Consider the following 22,018-nt stretch of genomic DNA (forward strand, 5'->3'; position numbering starts at 1 on the left):
GCTGTTGGCGGGGTTAGAACAGACCTTCGCCTTCTAGGCGGCGAGCTTCACGTTGCAGTTGGTAAACAAACCGTTCCACGGCGCGCTGGGCCTGGCCGTTGATGTTGTCAAAGCGGGCGCCGACAAAGGTCATTTTGACCTTTTCCTCATAGTGCACATGACGAATTTCCACGGCAGTAATCATCGGCCCAAACGGAAACTTAGCGGTAAGGCTGGCAAATAACTGTCCAGCGCTGAGGCTGTCGCTGAGATCCCCGCTGAAGCGCAATTTGCAGCCGGTAGCGGAGATATCCAGTAATTGCCCGCTGAGGTTTTTTTTCAGCTTGTCGTCGGCCAGATCCACATTGATCAGCTCAGACAGCTTCAGCGCCGCACGATAGGCGCTGCGGCGCTGGTGGTAGATCATCTCGCTGGGCAGGCTACTTAAATAGCAGCGCGCGCCATCTTGCTCGGTGGCCTGGATGCTCTGGCTGCTTTTCCAGGCAATGCGTACGCCTTCATGGAAGGCCTCAGCGTTGAAGGTCTCGCCGTTCAGTAGATAGCGCTCGCCTTCAGCGGGGACCAGTTCATCGAGGGTGACTAGGGCTTTGTCGCGGTCGACCTCAATGACAAAGCTCTGAAAGCGCTGGCTGCGTCCTTCAAAGCTGATAACTAAGGGGTCATGGTGCTGTTGCAATAAACGCAGGTTGGCCACGATTTCAACGGGTGCCTTCAGCAGTTTTGGCGGTTGCGGCCCATCTTCCTGATTAAAAGGACTCGACACGTCCGATACTCTCCCAGCGAATGCAATGACACTAGAGTGGTGGCTGGATCAGCCTTTGTAGTTATTACGCTTGGCTCAGCGGCCGCTGCTGGCCGATTTTAGCCTTTGTGCCAGTACTGTCATAGAGCGAGGGGAGTTCGCTGCCGCGCAAAATGTTGAGCATGCTGCTGGTTGAGCTTTGGCCGGTGCGAATCAGGCGACCATTACGCAGATTGGCGCTCTGGCACTGCTCTAATAAGTTGTGCAACTGATCCGCGGCTTCGAGCAGTTGCTCGCCGAGGCTGGATTGCGCCGCCAATGCGCAAATACCGTCGCGGTCTGCACTCAGGTTGAGCTTAGCGAGCAGTTGGCTGCGCAGCTTGCCGTGTTGTTCGAGCAGGGCGAGCAGGGGGATCTTGGCGCTCAGGATGCTTTGCAGTTCGCTCAGATCACGAGCGTTGAGGGCCTGGAACTCGGTCTCAATCAGCTCAAGTAACTGTTCGGCACTGCCGATATCCTGGGTGAATAATTCAAGCAGCTGAGTATCGTGCATGGTGGGCTCTTCGGGGGTCACAGGTTATTCGCGGCAGGCGCTGAATAAGCTGCTGGGCGTCCAACACCCCCAGCGCAGCCCGGGGCCTAGCGCTGGGATTCGAAATTAAGCAGTTTGCTGGCGACGCGTTGGCTGTCGACCTGATAACTGCCGTCGGCAATCGCTTGCTTGAGCTGGGCGACGCGCTCTTCATTGACTACAGGTTGATCGCGCAATTTCTCACTGGCCTTTTGCAGTTGCTGTGCTTGTGGGCTCAGTTGAACCGACTCACCCGCCTTGCTGGGGGCTTGTGTTTGCGCTGAGGCCGACTGCGCAGTGCTGTCGGCTTTGTTGGTGCCGACGTCATTCTGGCCACCCACTGGGGTGTTGCCAGCGCGCCCAGGTTTAACTGGGGTAGTGGCGCTGTTAAGCCGATTGATGTCATTAACCATGATGTAAACCTCGAACAGTATTTGGACGCTTGCCTAGCTTGTCGGCACTGCCCTAGAAAACTTTAGGACAAAATAATCGGTATCACTTTGCAGTCTAAATACTGGCTATAAAGCGCATTGCCCGTAGTTTGGAGCAAATTAAACAAGAATCGTGCCTACATTGCTACTTCGACTTGTCCCGGGCCGGTGACCTGCGCGCGGATCACCCGACCGGAGCGCAGGTTGCGCACGCTGATCTGCTTGCCTGGCACCCCATCCGACAGCGCCTCACCGGGCATGCGTACGTTAATAGTGCCGCTACGCGCGCTGATTACCACATGGTCGCCCTTACGAATGGCTTCGGCCAACTGCACGTGAATTGGCCCCAGTACTTGATTGGGTTGCAGGGGGCGCGTCAATTTTTTGCCTACGGCTTGTTCCGCAGCGCTCAGGTAACCCTGATTGAGCAGGCCGACATCGCGTTCGGCCATGACTATATCCTGCTCCGTCAGCAAACTGTCGCGTTTGAGTGGGCGGGCGGCGATGACGACTTGGCGATACAGCTTGACCTGCCCCGGCACGAACACCGTCCACGGGGCGTCGCCCTCACAGCGCACCCGTAGCGTTACCCGGCCCAGTGGTTCTTTGGGATTTTCCAAGGTGGTGGTCAAAGGTTGCGGGCACAGCGGCAGGCGTAAGCGCGGATCAAGGCGGTTGATTTGCACCTCATGGCGTCCATCGATGTCACTGCGCTGTAAAAATTCAGTCACGGCTTGCTCAAGAAAAGTCTCGCCAGCGCCGATAAGGTCGGCAGGCCGCGTGGTTTCGGCGCGTGCCAGATTATTTAGGTCGAGAAATATCCAGATAGCAATAACTGCTAAGCAATGCAGGCACTCTGCTACTCTGCGACAGTAAGTTGTCATTTCAGTTTTCATGCGGTTCGAATAGCAAGGCGCGTGCCGCCTGCTACGCTGACAGCATTCTGTTACTCAAATAAGGAGTTTGGGCATGGCCGGTGTGATGGATTCGGTTAACCAACGAACTCAGTTGGTTGGCCAGAATCGTTTGGAATTGCTGCTCTTTCGTTTGAATAGCAGACAACTTTATGGGATCAACGTGTTTAAGGTGAAGGAGGTGCTGCAGTGCCCCAAGCTCACCATCATGCCCAAATCCAGCCCCGTCGTGCGTGGTGTTGCCAACATCCGTGGCGGCACCATTCCGATTCTTGATTTGTCGATGGCCACCGGTAACCGGCCGCTGAGCAATATCGACAACAGCTTCGTGATCATCACGGAGTACAACACTAAGGTTCAGGGCTTTCTGGTGCACTCGGTGGAGCGCATCGTCAACATGAATTGGGAGTCGATCCATCCGCCACCCAAGGGCACAGGCCGCGATCATTATCTGACTGCGGTGACCCATCTGGATGAACAGATGGTTGAGATTATCGACGTGGAGAAAATCCTCGCCGAGGTGGCGCCGACTTCAGAAGTGATTTCTGAGGGCGTGCTGACGCCTGAGACGCAAGCCCGGGCGATCAGCAAGCGGGTGCTGACCTGTGACGATTCCTCGGTGGCGCGTAAGCAAGTGACTCGCTGCTTAGAAACTGTTGGGGTGGAGGTGGTGGCGCTCAACGATGGCCGCCAAGCCTTGGAATACCTGAAAGCAATGGTCGAAGAGGGGAAAAACCCAGCGGAGGAATTCCTCATGCTGATCTCGGACATCGAGATGCCAGAGATGGATGGTTACACCCTGACGGCGGAGATCCGATCCGATCCACGCATGCAAAAATTGCACATCATCCTGCATACTTCGTTGTCGGGCGTGTTTAACCAGGCGATGGTGAAGAAAGTAGGTGCTGACGATTTTCTCGCCAAGTTCCGCCCCGACGACTTAGCGGCACGGGTAGCTGACCGCATCAATTTGGCGGCAGGGGACTGAGGCGTCGATCTCAGTTAAATATATGTTTGTTGAGGCTTCGCGAGTGTCTACAGGTAATTTGGATTTCGAGCAGTTCCGGATCTTTTTGGAGAAGGCCTGCGGCATTCTGCTTGGCAGCAACAAGCAGTATTTGGTGTCCAGTCGCCTGAATAAACTGATGGAGCAAAACCAAATCAAGACCCTTGGTGAGCTGGTGCAGCGCATGCAGAACCAGCCCCGTAGTGGTCTGCGTGAGCAGGTGGTGGATGCCATGACCACCAACGAAACCCTGTGGTTTCGTGACTCCTATCCGTTTGAAGTGCTGAAAAACCGGGTCCTGCCGGAAATGATCAAAGCTAATCCCGGCCAGCGCTTGCGCATCTGGTCGGCGGCTTGCTCCTCTGGCCAGGAACCCTATTCGTTGTCGATGACCATCGATGAGTTTGAGAGGACCAATATTGGTCAACTCAAAGCCGGGGTGCAGATCGTGGCCACCGACTTGTCGCCATCGATGTTGCTCAACTGCCGCTCCGGTGAATACGACAGCCTGGCCATGGGTCGAGGCTTGTCGCCTGAGCGTTTGCAGCGTTACTTCGACCCGAAAGGGCCGGGGCGTTGGGTGGTTAAACCGGCGATCCGCAGCCGCATTGAGTTTCGTCCACTGAACTTGCTCGATAGCTACGCCAGCCTCGGCAAGTTTGATGTGGTGTTCTGCCGTAACGTGCTGATCTACTTCTCGGCAGAAGTGAAGAAGGACATCCTCACGCGTATTCACGCCATGCTGAAGCCGGGTGGCTACTTGTTCCTCGGCGCTTCGGAAGCCCTCAATGGCCTGCCTAACCATTATCAGATGGTGCAGTGCAGCCCTGGGATTATCTACAAGGCGAAATAACCTCAGCCCAGGATCACCACGGGAGGCAGTGCCTCCCGTTGTCTTATCTGGCGTCCGCACTGGCCGGTTATAAGACCAAGGGTGCTGGTGCAGCGGTTGTGGCTGGTAGACTGCGTGGGCAAGTAATCCCTGGCAGGTGACTTATGCAGCGTGATCACAGAGAGCAACTCAACCTCAGTTGGCAGGCTAATGCCGATGCTTGGACGGCGGCTGTGCGCGAGCAGCGCATTGAAAGCCGGCGTTTGGTCACCGATGCCGCTATCGTCCAGGCGATCTTGGCCTTGGAGCCCAAGCGGGTGTTGGACTTGGGCTGTGGCGAAGGTTGGCTGTGCCGGGGGCTGATCGAGCACGGCATTGAAGCTGTTGGTGTTGATGCTTCGGAGCCGCTGATTGCGGTGGCGAAGAAAGCCGCTGGCGGCGCTCAGTACCGCGTCTGTGGTTATGCCGAGTTGCCCGAGCAAGCGGCGCAGCTGGGCCTCTTCGATGTGCTGGTGTGCAACTTCGCCCTGCTTGAAGAACCACTGGCGCCGACCTTAGAAGTGCTGCATCAACTGCTCGCCCGTGACGGCCGCTTGCTGATTCAAACCCTGCATCCATGGCGTGCCTGCAATGACGCCAGCTACCGTGATGGTTGGCGAGTGGAAACCTTTGCCGGTTTTGGTGAAGGCTTCGCCCAGCCGATGCCTTGGTTCTTCCGCACCCTTGAGTCATGGCTGGCGCTATTTAGTGAAACCGGCTGGCGCTTGCAGTGGTTGCAAGAGCCCCTGCATCCCGAGAGTGAGCAGCCGGTATCGCTGCTATTGCTGCTCAGTTCAGAGCGCCAGGCTTAAGCGCGCCACGCTGACACCTTCGAGGTTGGCGAAGGAGGTGTCTTTGGCGGTCAGCAGGAAGTCGCGCATGAACGGCGCATCCAGCATATCGGTGCGCACCCCGGCATACAGGGTGGCGAACAAGCCTTTTTCCCCCAAGCGCTTGGCGGTCACGTAACCACGCGAGCTGTATTCATGCAGCGCCCAGTTGGGCAGGCCGCAGACGCCGCGACCGCTGGCCACCAATTGCATCATCATCACCGTCAGCTCTGAGGTGCGCACCTGCGCCGGTTCAATATCGGCAGGCTCCAGGAAGCGGGTGAAGATATCCAGGCGATCACGTTCAACCGGGTAGGTGATCAGGGTTTCAGGTGCCAGATCTTCCGGTTTGATATAGGCCTTGTTCGCCAGTGCATGCTGATTGGCCACCGCCAGCATGGCTTCATAGGTAAACAGCGGCACATAGGTGATGCCGGCGAGTTCGACGGGGTCTGAGGTGACCACCAAATCCAGGTCGCCACGGGCCAGGGCGGGCAGCGGGGCGAAGGAGAAGCCTGAGGCCAAGTCCAGCTCGACTTCCGGCCAGGCGTCGCGGAACTGGTCGATGGTCGGCATCAGCCATTGGAAGCAGCTGTGGCATTCGATCGCCATATGCAGGCGGCCGGCAGTGCCACCGGCTAAGCGCGCGATATCGCGCTCGGCACTGCGCAGCAGCGGCAACACGCTGTCGGATAACTGCAGCAGGCGCAGGCCGGCACTGGTGAAACGCACCGGTTTGGTTTTACGCACAAACAACTGCATACCCAAGCGTTCTTCCAGCTCCTTGAACTGGTGCGACAGCGCCGATTGCGTCAGGTGCAGGCGTTCGGCGGCGTCGACCAAGCTGGCGCTTTCGCGCAGGGCGTGGAGGGTTTTTAGGTGGCGTAATTCGAGCATGGTGTCCTCAATGGCACGGCGCTACGCGTTAGCGGTGCAGGCTGGTGGGGGGCATTATGCCGCCTATGGCTAACATGAGCAAAATTATAGATGAATGCGAATATGTTGAGTTTGTCTCACTAAGAGACGGTGCCGACAATGGCGCCATCTTTTGTATCGATGTGAGTGAATGCTGATGGCCCTGTCCCATAACCTAGGTTTCCCGCGTATTGGTCGTGACCGCGAATTGAAGAAAGCCCTTGAGGCTTATTGGAAGGGCGAACTTAACGAGGCGGGCCTGCGTGAAGTTGGCCGGCAGTTGCGTGCCAAGCATTGGCAAGTGCAGCGCGAGGCCGGGATTGAGTTATTGCCGGTGGGGGACTTCGCTTGGTACGACCAAGTGCTGGGCCACTCGCTGAGTTTCGGGGTGATCCCCGAGCGCTTCCGTACCCCAGATGGCAAGCCAACGCTGGACACCCTGTTCGCCATGGCGCGTGGTGTCAGCCACAGTTGCTGTGGTGGTGCCCATGCCCAAGAGATGACCAAGTGGTTTGATACTAACTACCACTATCTGGTCCCGGAATTCAGCCAGGATCAGCAGTTCAAGCTGAGCTGGGAGCAACTCTTTGAAGAGGTTGATGAGGCCTTGGCCCTGGGCTATCAGGTCAAGCCGGTGTTGATTGGCCCGCTGACTTATCTGTGGTTGGGCAAGGTGAAGGGCGCCGAGTTTGACCGCCTGCAGCTGCTCGATCGTCTACTGCCGCTGTATGGCGAAATCTTCCAGCGTCTGGCGAGTCAGGGAGTGGAGTGGGTGCAGATCGATGAACCGATCCTCGGCCTAGATTTGCCGCAGCAGTGGAAAAGCGCTTTTGAGCGTGCCTACAACCTGCTGCAGCGTGATCCTTTGAAGAAGCTGATCGCCACTTATTTCTCCGGTCTTGAAGACAACCTCGGTTTGGCCGCCGGGCTGCCGGTGGACGGTCTGCATATCGACTTGGTCCGCGCTCCAGAGCAGTTCCCCAGTATTCTCGATCGCTTGCCGGCTTATAAAGTGCTGTCCTTGGGGGTGGTCAACGGACGTAACGTGTGGCGTACCGATCTCGAGCAGGCACTGACGATTCTGCAGCAAGCCCAACAGCGTTTAGGCGAGCGCCTGTGGGTGGCGCCGAGCTGCTCGCTGTTGCACAGCCCGGTGGATTTGCAACGCGAAGATCAGCTGGATGCCGAATTAAAAAGCTGGCTGGCGTTTGCCGTGCAGAAATGTGCGGAAGTGGCGCTGCTGACCACCGCTCTGAATGATCCGCATAACCCTCAGGTGCAGGCCGCCTTGCATGCCAGTCGCGTGGCCCAGGCGAGTCGTAAACAATCGCCGCGTATTCACAAGCCCGCGGTGCAGGCGCGTTTGGCCGCCATCACAGCTGCTGACAGCCAGCGCCAGTCGCCCTTTGTTGCGCGCATCGAGCAGCAGCGCGAGCGCTTGCAGTTGCCGGCATTGCCCACCACCACCATCGGCTCGTTCCCGCAGACCAGCGCGATTCGTTTGGCCCGGCAAGCCTTTAAAGCCGGCAAGCTGTCGGTGGCCGAGTACACCGAAGCCATGCACAGCGAAATCCGCCACGCCGTGAACATTCAAGAGAAGCTGGGCTTGGATGTATTAGTCCACGGTGAAGCTGAGCGTAACGACATGGTCGAGTACTTCGCCGAGCAAATGGATGGCTATTTGTTTACCCGCTTCGGTTGGGTGCAGAGCTATGGTTCGCGCTGTGTAAAACCTGCGGTGATTTATGGCGACTTGAGCCGCTCCCAGGCCATGACCGTGGAGTGGATTCGCTATGCCCAGGGGCTCACCAGCAAAGTCATGAAGGGCATGCTGACTGGCCCGGTGACCATGCTGATGTGGTCCTTCCCGCGCGACGATATTTCCCGTGAGCAGCAGGCCCGGCAACTGGCCTTGGCTATTCGGGATGAGGTGGTGGACTTAGAGGCAGCGGGGATCAAAATCATCCAGATCGACGAAGCCGCATTCCGCGAAGGCTTGCCGCTGCGCAAGGCGCAGTGGCAGGCGTATCTGCACTGGGCCACCGAAGCGTTTCGTCTGTGCGCCAGTGGTGTGGCGGATCAAACCCAGATCCACACCCACATGTGCTACAGCGAATTCAACGACGTGATCGAGTCCATCGCGGCCATGGACGCCGATGTCATCACCATTGAAACCTCGCGTTCGGACATGGAGTTGCTGGAAGCCTTCAAGGTCTTTGCCTATCCCAATGACATTGGCCCTGGCGTCTATGACATCCACTCGCCACGGGTGCCAAACAGTGACGAAATGGCGCAATTGCTGCGCAAAGCTGCCAAGCGCATTGCGCCCGAGCGTTTGTGGGTCAACCCCGACTGCGGTTTGAAAACCCGTGGCTGGGCAGAGACCGAAGCGGCGCTGGTCAATATGGTGGCCGCTGCGCGCCAGTTACGCAGCGAGCTGCACTAAGCAAACAGCAGCCCCATCCGTGATGGGGCTGCTTTCCTACCGCTGGGCGAGTTTCATCAAATTGTCACGCAACTGTGGCAGCGCGCTTGCCCGCAACTTTGCACAATCGCCGCCTTCCAAGGTGCCGCGCTGAGCTGTACCGCTACAGGGTATAGCCATGCGATTCGTGCTTTTACTCATCAGTCTGATGAGCGCTTTTTCTGTGTTTGCCGCGCCACGCTGCGACGTGCAAACCGCCACCCAATTTGCCGATGTCGGCGCTGTTAAGTTGGCCTACCAAAGCATCGGCCGCCGCTCCGATCCTGCGTTGCTACTGATCATGGGGTTAGGCGGACAGCTCATTCATTGGCCGGATGAAGTGGTGCAAAGCCTGTGTCAGCAGGGCTTTCGGGTGATTCGCTTCGATAACCGCGATGTTGGCCTAAGCACTTGGGCCAAGGCGCCGGGCTCGCGCAATCTAACGCTGGAAGTGCTGCGCTATAAGCTCGGTATCCGGGTGGATGCACCGTACAGTTTGCGCGAGATGGCCGGCGATGCCCTGCATCTGATGGACGCCTTAGGCGTACCGCGCTTTCATGTGTTGGGGGCCAGCATGGGTGGCATGATCGCCCAGCATCTGGCGGACTTAGCTCCAGAGCGGGTGCAAAGCCTGACCTTGGTTATGACCAGCTCTGGCGCTCAGGGTTTGCCGGCCCCTGACAGCCATTTGCTGCAGCTGTTGGCCCGGCGCGAGGCGCCCAATCGTGAGGCGGCGTTGCAGCAACAAGCCGATTTACTCGCCGCCTTGGGCAGCCCCAAGGTGCAAGACGATCGCCAGGCGCTGTTGCAGCAGGCGCAAATCGCCTATGACCGGGCGTTTAATCCAGAAGGGGTACAGCGCCAGTTGTTGGCGATTTTGGCCGAGCCGAGTCGGGTGCAGATGCTCAACCGTCTGCATGTGCCCACCTTGGTGGTTCATGGTACGGCTGATCCGTTGCTGCCGGTGATGCATGGTGTGCATGTGGCGGCGCATATCCAGGGCAGTCAGCTGAAGCTGATTCCAGGCCTTGCCCACCGTTTTCAAGAGGCGTTTAAGGAGCCTTTGTTGGCCGCCGTGTTGCCCTATCTGCGCGCCCATCGCAGTGATCCGCAATGGGCGCGGCTGTGAGCCTTAGCGGGTGCCGAGGAAGTCGCGTTTGCCGACGTTAACGCCGTTGTGACGCAGGATGTCGTAAGCGGTGGTGAAGTGGAAGAACAGGTTAGGCAGTACGTGATCAAGCAGGAACGCCTGACCCTCGAAGTGGGTTTCTTTGTCGCGGCGCTTGAGTGTCACGGTGCGCGTGGCGCTGCTATCAATCTGCGCGCTGTCCAGACCTTGGATATAGCTCAGGGTGTTGGCGATGCGTTCTTGCAGTTGGGCAAAGCTGCTTTCATCGTCGGCCACCGCTGGGGCGTCGACACCTGCGAGCAGGGCTGCGCCGTTTTTCGCGGTGTCGCAAGCGATTTGTACCTGACGAATCAGCGGGAACATATCGGGCGCCAGGCGCGCTTGCAGAAACACACTTTCCGCGATGTTCTTTTCTTGCGCATGGGCCGCGCCGATGGCCAATACCGCTGACAGGTTAGTCAGTTGGCGGGTGAATACGGCGCTGGAAGCTTGGGACATGGACAGCGACATGGCTTTCTCCGGTAAACGTGGGTGAGGGTGATGGCGCCGCTGTTGCACGGCAGGTGGGCGAGGCGACTGGGCTGTGCGCCTGCAGATTAGACGCTTGAGCCTAATCTGCATGATGGCGCCAAGACCCGCCATGACGGCGGGCCAGCCTGCGACTTAACCGATGGTGATCGGTGGCAGTTGGGTCAGTTCAACGGTTTGCTGTTTACGCGGGGCGAGGATTTCCGCTTCGCCATCGACCACCAGCTCGTCGTTCTGGTTGAACACGCGAGTGGCCACGCGTACGCGGAATTTCGGCAGTTTTTCCAGAATCTCCAAGCGCACGGTGAGGGTGTCGCCAAGCTTGACTGGCGCGGTGAAGCGCATGGTCTGGCCGATATAAATGGTGCCTGGGCCAGGCAGCTCACAAGCCACTGCCGCGCTGATCAAGGCGCCGCTAAACATACCGTGGGCGATACGCTCTTTGAACATGGTGGTGGCGGCGTATTCAGCGTCCAGGTGCACGGGGTTATGGTCGCCGGAAACTTCAGCAAACAGCTGAATATCGCGCTCGGTTACGGTCTTGCTGTAGTTGGCCTTCTGGCCGACTTCGAGGGCGTCGTAGGGCGTATTGCTGGATTGGCTCATGAATGACTCTCTTGACTAGGGTGTGCAGGCTGGCGCGGCAAACTCTGGGCTTGCGCTAACCAGCCGATCAGGTCGCGGCTGACCACATCGCGATTGGTCTCATTAAACACTTCGTGACGGGCATCCGGGTAAATCGTGATCTGGACGTTGCGCAGTCCGGCCTCACGCAGCGCTGCTGCTAGATCATGCTGACGCTGGCCGTTACTGACCGGGTCACAGCTGCCGCCGATCACCAGCAGCGGCAAGCTGTTGTCGATCTGCGCCAAGTGCTGCACCGGGGTGATCTGTTGCAAGCCGCCGAGCAGATCAATCCACAGTTGATTGGTACAGCGCTGGCCGCACAACGGATCGCTGATATAGCGGTCGACTTCAACGGGGTCGCGGCTTAGCCAATCAAAGGCCGTACGGTTGGGTTTAAAGGCTTTATTGAAGGAGCCGAACGAGGCGAACTCGATCAGTGCACTACGTCCCAACGGCCCCTGGCGCCAGCGTTCGAAGCGTGCCAGCCACTGGCCTGCGCGGTACAGGCTCACCGGCTGATAGTTGGAGCCGGACAACACCGCACCTTGCACGCTGCAACTGCGGTGCATCAGGTAGGCCATGCTGATATAGCTGCCCATGCTGTGGCCGAGGAGAAAGATCGGTGTTTGCGGATGGTTCTGGCGGATATGGTGATTAAGCACGCCGAGGTCATCGACCACCCGCTGCCAGCCATCGTGGTTGGCGTAGTGACCGAGAACCCCGTGTTGCTGGGCGGTCTGCCCGTGGCCGCGCTGGTCATGGGCGTACAGGGCGATGCCGGCGTCACTCAGCTGCGCCGCCAGGCGTGCGTAACGGCCGCTGTGCTCGGCCATGCCGTGGGCCAGCATCACCACCGCGTTGGGCGCCTGCTCTGGCTCCCAGCGATTGAGGTAGAGCGGCTCTGCATCGGTGCAGTCGAGCCAGTAGGCTTGGTGGCGCATGATATGTCCTTAACCCAGCACAGTTGCAGCATTGTGCCTCTCCCTTGCGCTGGTGCAAAGCCTGGGATGCTGGCGTTATGCGCTCGCGGTAATAGGCACTGAGCAGTCGGTAAGATTCAGCTCATCAATCCAACGCCCCAACTATTTGCCTGCTTGGCGTTAGCTGGTACTTTTCCAATAACTCCGCGTGGCGGATAGGACTGTCTCAGGGTTTAGAGGATAAAAATAATGCAGCCTGAATTCTGGAATGATAAACGCCCCGCAGGCGTACCTGCGACCATCGACCTGACGACCTACCGCTCAGTCGTGGAAGTGTTTGAACGTTCCTGCAAACGATTTGCCGACCGCCCAGCTTTTAGCAATATGGGGGTGACTCTGACCTACGCTGAGTTGGATCGGTTGTCGGCGGCCTTCGCCGGCTATCTGCAAAAGCACACCGATCTCAAGCCCGGCGAGCGCATCGCAGTGCAGATGCCCAACGTCCTGCAATACCCGATTGCGGTGTTTGGCGCCATGCGCGCAGGCCTGGTGGTGGTTAACACCAACCCGCTGTATACCGCCCGCGAGATGCGCCATCAGTTTAAAGATGCCGGCGTGCGTGCTCTGGTGTACCTGAATATGTTCGGCAAGCTGGTGCAGGACGTACTGCCAGATACCGATATCGAGTACCTGATCGAAGCCAAGATGGGCGACTTGCAGCCGAGCCTTAAGGGCTGGCTGGTCAACACCGTGGTCAGCAAAGTGAAGAAGATGGTGCCGGCTTATCACTTGCCGCAAGCGGTGCCCTTTAAACAGGCGCTCAAGCAAGGTCGTGGCCATGGTCTTAAATCGGTCGCGCTGAATTTGGATGATGTTGCCGTGTTGCAGTACACAGGCGGCACCACTGGGGTGGCCAAGGGCGCCATGCTCACCCACGGCAACTTGGTCGCCAATATGCTGCAGGTCGATGCCTGTATGGCGCAGCAGGGCGATGATGGCTTGCCGCTGCTCAAGCAGGGCCAGGAAGTGATGATCGCGCCGCTGCCGCTCTACCATATCTATGCCTTTACCGCGAACTGCATGTGCATGATGGTTAACGGCAACCACAACGTGCTGATCACCAACCCCCGGGACATCGCCGGCTTTGTTAAAGAACTGAGCAAGTGGCAGTTCTCTGGCTTGCTGGGCCTTAACACTCTGTTTGTGGCGTTGATGGATCACCCTGAGTTTAAGAACCTAGATTTCTCCAAACTCAAACTGACCAACTCCGGCGGCACGGCCTTGGTTAAAGCCACTGCCGAGCGTTGGAAAAGCATCACTGGCTGCACCATCGTCGAAGGCTATGGCCTGACTGAAACTTCGCCAGTGGCCAGCGCCAACCCTTACGGCGATGCTGCTCGTCTGGGCACTGTCGGCATCCCGATGCCGGGCACGGCGTTTAAAGTGATTGATGATGACGGCGTTGAGCAGCCTTTTGGCGAGCGCGGCGAGCTGTGCATCAAAGGCCCGCAAGTGATGAAGGGTTACTGGAATCGCCCGGAAGCCACCGCCGAGGTGCTCGACGCTGAAGGTTGGTTTAAAACCGGTGATATTGCGGTGATCGATCCCGATGGTTTTGTGCGCATCGTCGACCGTAAAAAAGACATGATCATCGTCTCCGGCTTCAACGTGTATCCCAATGAAATTGAGGATGTGCTGATGTCCCATCCGAAGGTTGCTGCCTGCGCCGCCATCGGTGTGCCGGACGAGCATTCGGGGGAGGTGGTGAAGCTGTTTGTAGTGGCTCGCGACAGCAGCCTGACCGTTGAGGAGATCAAAGCCTTCTGCAAGGAGAACTTCACCGGCTATAAAGTCCCCAAACAAATTGTCATCCGCGAAAGCTTGCCGATGACCCCGGTGGGCAAGATTCTGCGCCGCGAGCTGCGCGATATCGCCTGATCCCCACTGGTAGAGCCTGTTGCAAGGTGCTTGATGAGTAGATTACAAAGGTGACCGGAAAATTGAGTCCGGTCACTTTTGTGACTCTTTCGGCGTGTATTGGTGCTGGTCGCTGTTTGGCAAAGCTGCTACTCTCGGCCAACTTTTTTGCTGCTTTAGCAGTAAAAAATCACGCGAATCTACAATAAACAGCCGTTATACGCGCGGTGAAGATCAAGCAGTTGCTGAGGAATGGGCTTCCATGATCGAAAATTTTTGGAAGGATAAGTATCCAGTTGGGGTCGCTGCCGAGATCAATCCCGACCAGTATCCAAATATTCAGGCGGTACTGAAACAATCCTGCCAGCGCTTTGCCAACAAGCCAGCCTTCAGCAATATGGGCAAGACCATTAGCTACGGCGAGCTGTACGAATTATCCGGGCATTTTGCTGCTTATTTGCAGAACAACACTGATCTGCAACCTGGCGATCGCATTGCCGTGCAACTGCCCAACGTTCTGCAATACCCCGTGGTGGTCTTCGGTGCTCTGCGCGCCGGCCTGGTGGTGGTTAACACCAACCCCCTGTATACCGCTCGGGAAATGGAACATCAGTTCAATGACTCCGGTGCCAAAGCCTTGGTCAGCCTGGCCAACATGGCGCACCTGTCTGAACAAGTCCTGCCTAAGACCTCGATCAAAACCGTGATCATCACGGAAGTCGGCGATCTGCTGCCACCGCTTAAGCGCCTGCTGGTTAACAGCGTGGTTAAGTATGTGAAGAAGATGGTGCCGGCCTATCACCTGCCGCAAGCCATCAAGCTCACGAGTGCGCTGGCCCAAGGCCGTGCCCACGCAGTGCGCGAAGTGGCGCCAGAGAGTGGCGACGTTGCCGTGCTGCAATACACCGGCGGCACCACTGGGGTGGCTAAAGGCGCGATGCTGACCCACCGCAACCTGATCGCCAACATGCTGCAAGTGCAGGGGCTGATGGGCGCTGGCATGAGCGAAGGCGAAGAGGTGCTGATCGCACCGCTGCCGCTGTATCACATCTATGCCTTTACCTTCCATTGCATGGCCATGATGTTGGTCGGCGGGCACAACGTGCTGATCACCAACCCCCGTGATCTGCCGGCCACCGTTAAAGAGTTGGTCAAGTTCCGCTTCACCGGTTTTGTCGGGCTTAACACCCTGTTCGTGGCCCTGTGCAATAACGAGGAGTTCCGCAAGCTGGACTTCTCCAGCCTGAAGGCGACGTTCTCCGGCGGCATGGCCCTGCAACTGGCCACGGCGGAGCGCTGGCATCAAGTGACGGGCTGCGCCATCAGCGAAGGCTACGGCATGACCGAAACCAGCCCGGTGGCCTCGGTTAACCCGTTTGGCAATATCCAGATCGGCACCATCGGTATCCCGCTGCCTTCGACCCTGTGCAAGGTAGTCGACGATGCCGGCGTGGAGCAGCCGATCGGCTCCATCGGCGAGCTGTGCATCAAAGGCCCGCAAGTGATGAAGGGCTACTGGCAGCGCCAGGAAGCCACCGATGAAGTGATCGACGCTGACGGCTGGCTGAAAACCGGCGATATCGCAGTGATCCAGGACGACGGTTACATGCGCATCGTCGACCGCAAGAAAGACATGATTCTGGTGTCGGGCTTTAACGTCTACCCCAACGAGTTGGAAGATGTATTGGCCACCTTGCCGGGCGTGTTGCAGTGCGCGGCCATCGGTATCCCCGACGAGAAGTCGGGTGAAGCGATCAAGGTCTTTGTGGTGGTCAAGCCGGGCGCGACCCTAAGCAAAGAGCAGGTGATGGAGCATATGCGCAGCAACGTCACCGGCTACAAAATGCCTAAGGCCGTGGAGTTCCGCGACGTGTTGCCGACCACCAACGTCGGCAAGATTCTGCGGCGTGAGCTGCGCGATGAAGAGCTGAAAAAACTCGGCAAGAAGTAAACGCGCCGTGATTAAAAAACCCGCCTAGGCGGGTTTTTTATTGGCTGCTGCTGCCGAACAGGGGCGTGCTGGAGTGCAGCGCAGGCTTAGCTGGTCCGCCAGGTGATTTCTTCCACCCCGTCGCTGCTGATGCGCAGCCAGCGATCCGCTTGCTCGTCGCTTTCTTCTTCCAGCCAACCGCCAGGGGCGCAGCGCACTTCTACCTGGAGCGCAGCAAAGGCTGCTTCGGCGCAGGCGCGGTCGTCGGCCCAAGGGGTGGCATCGCTTTCCAGGAACAGGCTGTGCCACTTGCCCACGGCGTTGGGCAGCCAGGTGACTGGCACAGTGCCGGCGCGGCATTTGTAAGTCTGGCCTTTTTGCTGCCACGGCGAGCATTCACCCAGCGCTTGGCTGAGCCACTGCACCACGGCGAGGTGATCGGCGTCTTTCAGGTAAATCTCAATGTCTGGTTGGCGCATGGTTAAAGTCTCTCGATCCAGTCATAACGGATGGCCACAGTCACGGTGCAGGGCTGCGCAATCACGGCCTCACGTCGCTCAGCGCTGGCGCGCCAGCCGTGCGGGGTCATGGCCAGCAAGTCAGCGCGGGCCTGGCTGCTGTCCAGGTGCAAGTCAAAGCTGAGGGTTTCGCTGTGGGCTAAACGCATGCCGGCAGGGATCAGCTCCAAGTGCTTTTGATCATCATAGTCGCGTACTTCGTCATACAGCTTCTGGCGTAGTTGCATCAGGTGCTCGCGGGTTGGCCCCATCCGCAGTAAACCGCCGCCGGGGGCGAGCAGGCGCTTAGCTTCTTGCCAATCCAACGGGCTGAACACGCTGGCCAGTAACTGACAGCTGGCATCGGCCAACGGTACCCGCGCCATGCTGGCGACTAACCACTCTAACTGCGGCGCCCGTTTGCAGGCGCGCTTCACCGCCTCGCGGGAGATATCCAGAGCATAGCCTTGCGCGTGCGGCAGATGATCGGCCAACTGCGCGGTGTAATAGCCTTCGCCGCAGCCGATATCCAACCACTGTTGCGGCTGGTAGCTGGCCGCCAGCTCAGCTAAGCGTCTGGCCAGCGGTGCGTAGTGGCCACCGTCGAGAAACCGCCGGCGCGCTTCGACCATGGCGGCGTTGTCGCCAGGGTCGCGGCTGTTTTTGTGCTGCACCGGCAGCAGGTTGAGGTAACCCTGGCGCGCGCGGTCGAAGCGGTGATTGGCCGGGCAGGCGACGCCGTTGTCGACGGCTTGCAGCGGCGCCTGGCAAATGGGGCAGGTAAGACTCATGCGAGCAATTTGACCAAGGTTTGGTAGTAGATATCGCTGAGCACATCGAGATCGCTGGCCAGCACGCGCTCGTCGATCTGGTGGATCGTCGCGTTGACTGGGCCCAGCTCTACCACTTGGGTGCCGAGGGTGGCGATAAAGCGTCCGTCGGAGGTGCCGCCGCTGGTCGAGGGTTGCGTGTCGCGGCCAGTGATCTGCTTGATGCTGGCGGCCACGGCGTCGAGCAGGGCGCCCGGCTCAGTGAGGAACGGCAGGCCAGACAGGGCCCAGTCGATGCTGTAGTCCAAGGCATGTTTATCGAGGATGGCGTTCACCCGTTGTTGCAGGCCTTCAACGGTCGATTCGGTGGAGAAACGGAAGTTACAGACCGCCGTCAGCTCACCGGGGATGACGTTGGTGGCGCCAGTGCCAGCATTCAGGTTGGAGATCTGGAAGCTGGTCGGTGGGAAGAAGTCATTGCCGTCATCCCAATGCTCGCCGGCCAGCTCAGCCAGCGCCGCCGCCGCCAGATGGATCGGGTTGCGGGCCAAGTGCGGGTAAGCCACGTGACCTTGTTTGCCGCGCACCGTGAGGGTGAAGCCCAAGGAGCCGCGGCGGCCGTTTTTCACCACATCACCGACCAGGGTGGTGCTCGACGGCTCACCGACGATGCACCAGTCGAGACGCTCATTGCGTGCGCGCAGACGCTCGACCACGGCCTTGGTGCCGTGCTCGGCCGGGCCTTCTTCGTCGCTGGTGATTAAGAAGGTGATGCGCCCCTTGTGCTTGGGGTAGTCCGCGACGAAGCGCTCGACGGCGATGATCATCGACGCCAGGCTGCCTTTCATATCCGCCGCGCCGCGCCCACAGAGCATGCCGTCGCTGTCGATCAGGGCGTCGAACGGCTGATGCTGCCAGCTGTGTACCGGCCCGGTAGGCACCACGTCGGTGTGCCCGGCGAAGCACAGCACGGGACCGTCTTGTTCACCATGGCTGGCCCAGAAGTTATCCACGTCGTTAATACGCATCGGCTCGATGGCAAACCCACAGGCAGCCAGACGGCGCGTCATCAGCTCCTGACAGCCTTCATCCAACGGGGTGACAGATGGGCGCCGGATCAGCTCGCAGGCCAGCTGCAGCGTGGGTGAAAGGGGCGTGGTGGTGACGGTCATGGTGGCTCCGGGACGGCATCAAGCAGAAAGGCCGCCATCTTAAAGCAAAACGGCGGCCATTGGCCGCCGGATCGCTGCTGCACACCGCGCTTTAGCTCGCGCTAGGCTCTGTTTTGGCGCTGGCTTGTGGCGCTGGCAAGGACGACAGCAAGGCCATCAGCAAGGCCGCCAGATAAGGCAGCGACTGCACCAGCAGCATGGCTACCCAGAACTTCTCGTCAGCACTTTGCAGGCCTTGGGTGACGCAGATTCCCAGCGCCGCGCCCCACAGCAGAAGCATCACGAACACCTCTTCGCGGGCTTCCGCCAAGGCCACCATGATGCCGTGGTTGCTGGCCATTTTCGGCGTGCGGAAGAACGGAATGGTTTTGGTGAAGGTGCCGTACAACACCGCTTTGGCGATGGTGTGCGACAGCGCCAAACCCGCGATGGCGGCCTGGAAGGAACGCACCAAATCCACGCCCATGGCCTTGCGGTACAAGAAGAGGATCTTGCCCAGCTTGAAGAAGAACAGCGCCAGGGGCGGAATGGCGAAGATCATCAGCGGTGGATCAACCCGCTGCGGCACGATGATCATCGCCGCCGACCAGAGCAGGGCGCCGACGGTGAAGAAGATGTTCAAGCCATCCGCCACCCATGGCAGCCAGCCGGCAATAAAGTGGTAGCGCTGGCCGGTGGTCAGCTTGCTTTCTTTGCCCATAAACAGGCTGCGGGCGTGGCCTTTCATGATCTGAATGGCGCCGTAGGCCCAGCGGAAGCGCTGTTTTTTGTAGTCGATAAAGGTGTCTGGCATCAGCCCGCGCCCAAAGCTTTGGTGGGCATAGGCGGCGCTGTAGCCTTTCTCAAACACGCGCAGGCCCAGTTCTGCGTCTTCACAGATGGTCCAGTCGGCCCACTTCAGCTCGTCCATCACGCTGCGGCGGATCATGGTCATGGTGCCGTGCTGGATGATCGCATCGCGGTCGTTACGGGTAACCATGCCGATATGGAAGAAGCCTTTGTATTCGGCGTAGCAGAGCTTCTTGAAGGCGCTTTCGTCGCCGTCGCGGTAATCCTGCGGCGACTGCACCACGGCGATTTTCGGATCGCTGAAGTGCGGCACCATGTGTTTGAGCCAGTTTTTATCGACGCAGTAATCCGAGTCGATCACCGCCACGACCTCGGCATCCTCGGCCGTGAACGGCAGGATGTAGTTCAGCGCACCGCCCTTAAAGCCATGCAGCGGCGCTTTATGGAAGAAGCGGAAACGCGGGCCCAGCTGCTCGCAATAAGCCTGCACCGGCTCCCAGACGGCGGGGTCCTTGGTGTTGTTGTCGATGATGATCACTTCGTAATCGGGATAATCCAGCGCAGCCAGGGCGTCGAGGGTCTGTTTGACCATCTCCGGCGGCTCGTTGTAGCAGGGCACATGGATCGATACTTTGGGCCGGTAGGCGCTGTCGGCCTCAACCGGCTGGAAGGGCCGGCGTCGGGCGCGGACCCAGACGGTCTCGGCCAGCTCGTGGGCTTCAGTGAGCAGCACAATAAACACGCCCAGGGCGCCAATGCCCAAGAGCACGCCGACCAAGGTGCTGAACCAGTTGCTGTACTGCTGGCTGTAGTCGTAGCCGATCCATACCAGCGCAGTACCGCCAGCGAAGGCGACCAAGGTAAGGAAGGTGCGGCCACGCTGACGCAGCGAGCTGCCGTCAATCAGCAGCAAGGTCAGGCTGAGCAGCGCCAGTACCACCGAGGCAATGGCCAGGGTGCGCCATTCAGGGATGGCCACCACCGGGCCGCTGAAGGGAAATTTCGGCTGGCGTTCGAGGTTGTATACGCCCCAATAGGCGCCCACCGAACCTTCGTCACTGGCCTTCCACGGTTGGTCGAAGGCCTCGATGACGAAGTAGTTGTAGCCCCGGCGGTTGAGTTTATTCACCAGGGTGCGCAGGTAGATGGCTTGATCCGCTTGCGAGGCATCGGCGCCGCCACGCATACGCCCGTTGCTCGGCCAGCCCACCTCGGACAGCAGCAGCGGTTTTTTCGGGAAGAGTTTTTTCAGGTCTTTGGCGCGATCGAGGACGAAGTCGGTGGCGTCCTCCATCGGTATGAACTCCCAGTAGGGCAGTACGTGGGCGGCGATCAGGTCCGTGTGCTCCGCCAGCTCCGGGTGGGCTTGCCAGATGTGCCACTGCTCCGAGGTGGTGACCGGCACTTTGACTGCCGCGCGTACGCGGTCGATATAGGCGATCAGTTCTTCAGGGGTGACCTCTGTACGGAACAGTGCTTCGTTACCCACCACCACCCGCACGACGCTGCGCGAGTCGTTGGCAATGGCGATGGCCTTGGCGATTTCCCGCTCGTTGCGCTCCAGGTCCGGGCTGATCCAGATGCCCAGGGTCACGCGCAGGCCGAATTCCTCAGCCAGATAAGGGATGTTGCCGAGCGCGCCGTCCACCGAATAGGTGCGGATGTTATCGGTATGCTGGCTGAGCAACTCCAAGTCGGAGCGCATTTGTGCGTCGCTGGGGTAAGTGTTCTGCTGCGGGTCTTGGCCTGCGCGAAACGGCGAAAAGGAGAAACCGGAAATTTGTTCCGGCCAGTCCGGGGCACTGACGGGGCGGTTATACAGCGCCCAGATGCCGATAAACAAAGCGGCAATCGCCAGGAAAACTACAAGGTTAAGTCCAAACTTACGCGAAGGCATAGTGAGCAGGTCCAGCGCACAGGGGCGAAAAGGGCACAATCTTTGGCTGGCGCATGCTACGCCGCCAGCATAGGGCTGTATAGCCCGTACTGCGGGCATTGGCTGGGACTTTCTAGAGCCCCAGTGGTTCCTTTTTAGCAGGCTTTAAGCACTTGTGTTGAGCCTCTGCGGTTGCACCGTGGCGCCGAGCCGGTGATTGGCACTTGGGCCGCTGCGCCAGCCTACCTATAATGCGCGCCCTTAGCAGGGTGGACGAGGATGCAAAATGCCTGTGGATGAACAGCGTTTCGGCGGTATTGCCCGCTTATACGGCCAATTAGGGGCGCAGCGCCTGGCTGACGCCCATGTCGCCGTGGTGGGGATCGGCGGCGTCGGCTCGTGGGCCGCAGAAGCGTTGGCGCGCTCCGGGGTGGGCGAGATCTCGCTGTTTGACTTGGATGATGTGTGCATCAGCAACAGCAATCGGCAGCTGCACGCTTTGGCGGACACGGTTGGCCAGCCCAAGGTTGAAGTCATGGCTGCGCGCATTCGGGCGATCAACCCGGCCTGCGTGGTGCACGCGGTGGCGGACTTCGTCACCCGTGAGACCATGGCCGAGTACATCACCCCGCAGCTCGACGGAGTGATCGATTGCATCGACAGCGTCAACGCCAAGGCGGCGCTGATCTCCTGGTGCAAACGGCGAAAAATCCAGGTGGTGACTACAGGCGGCGCCGGCGGGCAGATTGATCCGACCCAGGTGCAGGTGGCGGATCTCAACAAGACCTGGAACGACCCCCTGGCGTCCAAGGTCCGTTCGACCCTGCGCCGTGATTACGGCTTCTCACGCACCCCGGGGCGTAACTACAGCGTGCCCTGCGTGTTTTCCAGCGAGCAGCTGCGTTACCCCAAACCCGATGGCACGGTGTGTCAGTACAAGGCTTTTGTTGGCGAAGGGACCAGGCTGGACTGCGCCGGCGGCTTTGGTGCGGTGATGATGGTCACCGCCACCTTCGGCATGGTCGCTGCCGCGCGCCTGGTGGATAAGCTGGTAGAGGGCACGCGGCGTCCGGCTGAGCGGCAAGCCAAAGCGGCTCAGGTCAAGCCACAGGACTAAGC

At 59.1% G+C, this 22,018-nt stretch carries 20 protein-coding genes; 8 read left to right on the forward strand and 12 right to left on the reverse strand.

What is annotated here, in order from left to right; translation table 11 throughout:
- Positions 1–13: 13 nt before the first annotated feature.
- The 4 genes from NTD81_RS01415 to flgA all read right to left on the reverse strand — a co-directional run bounded on the left by NTD81_RS01415 (position 14) and on the right by flgA (position 2,640).
- Positions 14–763: a flagellar brake protein gene (locus tag NTD81_RS01415; protein WP_262178684.1), complete on the reverse strand. Its 750-nt coding sequence runs from the start codon at positions 761–763 to the stop codon at positions 14–16.
- A gap of 64 nt (positions 764–827) precedes the next feature.
- The gene (locus tag NTD81_RS01420; RefSeq protein WP_262178686.1) at positions 828–1,295 is read right to left on the reverse strand and encodes a flagella synthesis protein FlgN; all 468 of its coding nucleotides are present in this window, start codon (positions 1,293–1,295) and stop codon (positions 828–830) included.
- A gap of 86 nt (positions 1,296–1,381) precedes the next feature.
- Positions 1,382–1,726: a flagellar biosynthesis anti-sigma factor FlgM gene (gene flgM / locus NTD81_RS01425; RefSeq protein ID WP_262178688.1), complete on the reverse strand. Its 345-nt coding sequence runs from the start codon at positions 1,724–1,726 to the stop codon at positions 1,382–1,384.
- A 155-nt stretch (positions 1,727–1,881) separates the two neighbouring features.
- Positions 1,882–2,640, reverse strand: a complete 759-nt coding sequence (gene flgA / locus NTD81_RS01430) for a flagellar basal body P-ring formation chaperone FlgA (protein WP_262178690.1) — start codon at positions 2,638–2,640, stop codon at positions 1,882–1,884.
- Between the two features lie 73 nt (positions 2,641–2,713).
- Between flgA and NTD81_RS01435 the strand changes: the two genes are divergently transcribed.
- From NTD81_RS01435 to NTD81_RS01445, 3 genes are all read left to right on the forward strand, one after another.
- Positions 2,714–3,646, forward strand: coding sequence for a chemotaxis protein CheV (locus tag NTD81_RS01435; protein ID WP_262178692.1), 933 nt, complete (start codon positions 2,714–2,716; stop codon positions 3,644–3,646).
- A 43-nt stretch (positions 3,647–3,689) separates the two neighbouring features.
- On the forward strand, positions 3,690–4,517 hold the full coding sequence (gene cheR, locus NTD81_RS01440) for a protein-glutamate O-methyltransferase CheR (protein ID WP_262178695.1): 828 nt from the start codon (positions 3,690–3,692) through the stop codon (positions 4,515–4,517).
- A gap of 143 nt (positions 4,518–4,660) precedes the next feature.
- Complete coding sequence (locus NTD81_RS01445; RefSeq protein ID WP_262178697.1) at positions 4,661–5,347, forward strand: class I SAM-dependent methyltransferase; 687 nt, start codon at positions 4,661–4,663, stop codon at positions 5,345–5,347.
- Here NTD81_RS01445 and metR read toward each other — a convergent pair.
- Positions 5,330–6,262 (reverse strand): transcriptional regulator MetR, encoded by a 933-nt coding sequence (gene metR, locus NTD81_RS01450; protein WP_262178699.1) that lies wholly within the window; start codon positions 6,260–6,262, stop codon positions 5,330–5,332. The genes NTD81_RS01445 and metR overlap by 18 nt on opposite strands.
- A gap of 175 nt (positions 6,263–6,437) precedes the next feature.
- Between metR and metE the strand changes: the two genes are divergently transcribed.
- Positions 6,438–8,726, forward strand: a complete 2,289-nt coding sequence (metE, locus tag NTD81_RS01455) for a 5-methyltetrahydropteroyltriglutamate--homocysteine S-methyltransferase (RefSeq protein ID WP_262178701.1) — start codon at positions 6,438–6,440, stop codon at positions 8,724–8,726.
- A gap of 157 nt (positions 8,727–8,883) precedes the next feature.
- Positions 8,884–9,873, forward strand: a complete 990-nt coding sequence (locus NTD81_RS01460) for an alpha/beta fold hydrolase (RefSeq protein ID WP_262178704.1) — start codon at positions 8,884–8,886, stop codon at positions 9,871–9,873.
- 3 nt (positions 9,874–9,876) lie between these two features.
- Here NTD81_RS01460 and NTD81_RS01465 read toward each other — a convergent pair whose 3' ends face one another.
- The 3 genes from NTD81_RS01465 to NTD81_RS01475 all read right to left on the reverse strand — a co-directional run bounded on the left by NTD81_RS01465 (position 9,877) and on the right by NTD81_RS01475 (position 11,969).
- Entirely contained in the window at positions 9,877–10,383 is a 507-nt protein-coding gene (locus NTD81_RS01465) for a DUF1993 family protein (protein ID WP_262178706.1), read from the reverse strand.
- A gap of 153 nt (positions 10,384–10,536) precedes the next feature.
- Positions 10,537–11,007, reverse strand: a complete 471-nt coding sequence (locus tag NTD81_RS01470) for a MaoC family dehydratase (protein ID WP_262178708.1) — start codon at positions 11,005–11,007, stop codon at positions 10,537–10,539.
- A complete protein-coding gene (locus tag NTD81_RS01475; protein ID WP_262178710.1) occupies positions 11,004–11,969 on the reverse strand; it encodes an alpha/beta hydrolase in 966 nt (321 codons plus the stop codon). Before NTD81_RS01475 ends, NTD81_RS01470 begins: the two co-directional genes overlap by 4 nt.
- A gap of 228 nt (positions 11,970–12,197) precedes the next feature.
- Here NTD81_RS01475 and fadD2 point away from each other — a divergent pair, with 228 nt between their 5' ends.
- Complete coding sequence (gene fadD2, locus NTD81_RS01480; RefSeq protein WP_262178712.1) at positions 12,198–13,886, forward strand: long-chain-fatty-acid--CoA ligase FadD2; 1,689 nt, start codon at positions 12,198–12,200, stop codon at positions 13,884–13,886.
- A 241-nt stretch (positions 13,887–14,127) separates the two neighbouring features.
- Positions 14,128–15,816, forward strand: a complete 1,689-nt coding sequence (gene fadD1 / locus NTD81_RS01485) for a long-chain-fatty-acid--CoA ligase FadD1 (RefSeq protein ID WP_262178714.1) — start codon at positions 14,128–14,130, stop codon at positions 15,814–15,816.
- An 86-nt stretch (positions 15,817–15,902) separates the two neighbouring features.
- On the opposite strand, the gene NTD81_RS01490 is transcribed toward fadD1, so the two are convergent.
- The 4 genes from NTD81_RS01490 to NTD81_RS01505 form a co-directional block, all read right to left on the reverse strand.
- The gene (locus tag NTD81_RS01490; RefSeq protein WP_262178717.1) at positions 15,903–16,274 is read right to left on the reverse strand and encodes a hypothetical protein; all 372 of its coding nucleotides are present in this window, start codon (positions 16,272–16,274) and stop codon (positions 15,903–15,905) included.
- Positions 16,275–16,276: 2 nt separating this feature from the next.
- Entirely contained in the window at positions 16,277–17,083 is an 807-nt protein-coding gene (locus NTD81_RS01495; RefSeq protein ID WP_262178719.1) for a putative RNA methyltransferase, read from the reverse strand.
- Entirely contained in the window at positions 17,080–18,234 is a 1,155-nt protein-coding gene (gene dapE, locus NTD81_RS01500) for a succinyl-diaminopimelate desuccinylase (RefSeq protein WP_262178721.1), read from the reverse strand. The genes NTD81_RS01495 and dapE overlap by 4 nt, the downstream gene beginning before the upstream one ends.
- Before the next feature lie 91 nt (positions 18,235–18,325).
- Positions 18,326–20,920 (reverse strand): glycosyltransferase, encoded by a 2,595-nt coding sequence (locus NTD81_RS01505; RefSeq protein WP_262178723.1) that lies wholly within the window; start codon positions 20,918–20,920, stop codon positions 18,326–18,328.
- 265 nt (positions 20,921–21,185) lie between these two features.
- Here NTD81_RS01505 and tcdA point away from each other — a divergent pair, with 265 nt between their 5' ends.
- Positions 21,186–22,016, forward strand: coding sequence for a tRNA cyclic N6-threonylcarbamoyladenosine(37) synthase TcdA (gene tcdA, locus NTD81_RS01510; protein ID WP_262178725.1), 831 nt, complete (start codon positions 21,186–21,188; stop codon positions 22,014–22,016).
- Positions 22,017–22,018: the final 2 nt, after the last annotated feature.

Source organism: Pseudomonas sp. 5P_3.1_Bac2 (assembly GCF_025465995.1).
Taxonomy (GTDB): Bacteria; Pseudomonadota; Gammaproteobacteria; order Pseudomonadales; family Pseudomonadaceae; genus Aquipseudomonas.